This is a genomic window from Pseudonocardia xinjiangensis (genome assembly GCF_012911925.1).
GTDB classification, from domain to species: Bacteria; Actinomycetota; Actinomycetes; order Mycobacteriales; family Pseudonocardiaceae; genus Pseudonocardia; species Pseudonocardia xinjiangensis.
Window position 1 is genome coordinate 1 of the sequence record NZ_JAAXKY010000287.1, and the last position, 2,131, is coordinate 2,131.

The window sequence follows — 2,131 nt, forward strand, 5'->3', positions numbered from 1 at the left end:
CCCCCACCAGGGCGGATCCGTGGATCTCACGGCGATCACATCGCCGGCGAGTGGACCAGCGCGACCATGATCATTGCGAGACCCACGCTTCGGCCCCCACCGGGGCGAACAGGCGGATCTCACGGCGATCGACCCGCCACACGGGCCGGGGCCGGGGATCCGGCGCGGTGAGCGGCAGGTCATAGATACAAGCTTGTATCTCAGGCTTAGCCTCGGAGTCATGCCCCAGAGCTCCTCCGACTCCGCCACGGTGCCCGCCGCCGTTCGCGCCTACCTCGCCACGAAGGAGCTCGTGCTCACCGGCGAGCTGCCCGCCGGCCACCTGCTCAGTGAGGGGGACATCGCCGAGCGGCTCGGGATGAGCCGCACTCCCGTGCGGGAGGCGTTCCTGCGGCTGCAGGCCGAGGAGCTGCTGCACCTGATCCCCAAGCGTGGGGCGGTCGTCGCGCCGGTCGCGCCGGGTGAGGCCGACGACGTGCTCGACGCGCGGGAGGCCATCGAGACCGCCGCGGTGCGCCGGCTGGTGCGGGGGGTCAACACCGGAGCCTCGCTGTCCGAGGCCGCCGCCGGGCTGCGCGCGATCGTCAGACGGCAGCACGAGCACGCCGCCTCGGATGATCTGGTGGCCTTCGCCGACGCCGACGAGGCCTTCCACCGCGCCATCGTGGCGGCCGGCGGCAACGCGCTGACCACCCGCTTCTACGCCACGCTGGCCGACCGGCAGCGCCGGATGAGCATCCACGCGCTGGGCCCGAACCGGGGACACGTCGAGGTCGTGCTGCGCGAGCACAGCGCGCTCGCCGACGCGGTCGCCGAGGGGGACGCGGACGGTTTCGCGGAGCTGCTGCGGTCGCACCTCGACGGCACCCACCGTCCGGAACGGGGGTCGCGGCGATGAGGCGCTCCTGGCTCGCCGTCGCGGCGGCGATGTTCTGCTGCGGGTGGGGCGGCAACCAGTTCACCCCGCTGCTCGTGATGTACCGGGAGTCGGCCGGCTACTCGGTCCTCACGGTCGACGAGTTCCTCGGCGCCTACGTGGTCGGGCTGGCCCCCGCGCTGCTGGTGGTCGGCGCGCTGTCCAACCGGTACGGCCGGCGTCCCCTGACAGTCGCCGCCGTGATCTTCTCGGTGCTCGCGAGCGGGCTGCTCGCGCTGGGCGAGGCCGGTCCGGTGCCGATCTTCCTCGGCCGGTTCGTGACCGGGGTGGCGGTGGCGATCGCCATGGCCGTCGGCACGACCTGGACGAAGGAGCTCTCGGAGCCACCCTTCGACACCGTGGCCAAGCCGGGCGCCGGGGCCCGGCGGCCGGCCCTCGCGCTGACGCTGGGCTTCGGGCTCGGCGCGGGAGTGGCCGGTGTGCTCGCGCAGTGGGGGCCGTGGCCGATGGTGACGCCCTACGTGGTGCACGTGGTCCTGACGGCCGCGGTGCTCCCGCTGCTGCTGCGCTGCCCCGAGACCCGTCCGCGGGCCGTCGGCGGGGTCGTCGGGACCGGGGCATCCCGGTTCAGCGTCCCCACCGCGCGCCACCCCCGTTTTCTGCGCGTCATCCTGCCGATGGCCCCCTGGGTCTTCGGAGCGGCCGGAGTGGCCTACGCCACCATGCCGCAGGTGGTCGGTGGCCGGCTCGGTCACTGGGACCTGGCGTACTCGACGCTGCTCACGGTCTGCACGCTCGGCGCGGGCGCCGCGGTCCAGCCGATCGCCAAGCGCCTGGACCGGGTCACCGACGCACGTGCTGTCGTCATCTCCATGATCATCATGTCCTGCGGGCTGGGGATCAGCGTGGTCGGTGCCTACCTGCGCTCGCCGTGGCTGGCGCTCGTCGCCGCGGTGGTGCTGGGCTGCGCGTACGGGATCGCCGTGGTCTCGGGGCTGCTCGAGATCCAGCGCATCACGCCGGCCGCCGAGCTCGCCGGGATCACCGGCGTCTACTACGCGCTGGCCTACGTCGGCTTCCTGCTGCCGACCGTGCTCGCAGCGCTGTCCGGGCTGGCGAGCTACCCGGTGATGCTGGGAGCGCTGGCCCTCATCGCGCTGACGGGGACGGCGGTGATCGCCTCCTCCACCCGGGCGCATCTCCCGGTGGTCGTCCCGGCCCCCGACGCACCGGAGACGGTGCCCGGCTAGCCCC

2 protein-coding genes are annotated in these 2,131 nt (G+C 73.5%); both read left to right on the forward strand.

Features of this window, described 5'->3' with window-relative positions; all coding sequences use genetic code 11:
- Window positions 1-220 precede the first annotated feature (220 nt).
- Window positions 221-898 (forward strand): GntR family transcriptional regulator, encoded by a 678-nt coding sequence (locus HF577_RS37035; protein ID WP_169400658.1) that lies wholly within the window; start codon window positions 221-223, stop codon window positions 896-898.
- Window positions 895-2,127, forward strand: coding sequence for an MFS transporter (locus HF577_RS37040; RefSeq protein WP_169400659.1), 1,233 nt, complete (start codon window positions 895-897; stop codon window positions 2,125-2,127). The genes HF577_RS37035 and HF577_RS37040 overlap by 4 nt, the downstream gene beginning before the upstream one ends.
- The last annotated feature ends 4 nt before the right edge of the window (window positions 2,128-2,131 follow it).

Excerpts from the sequence above, each read along its gene's own strand:
- HF577_RS37035 (WP_169400658.1), top strand. The coding sequence starts at position 221 with ATGCCCCAGAGCTCCTCCGACTCCGCCACGGTGCCCGCCGCCGTTCGC.
- HF577_RS37040 (WP_169400659.1), top strand. The coding sequence starts at position 895 with ATGAGGCGCTCCTGGCTCGCCGTCGCGGCGGCGATGTTCTGCTGCGGG.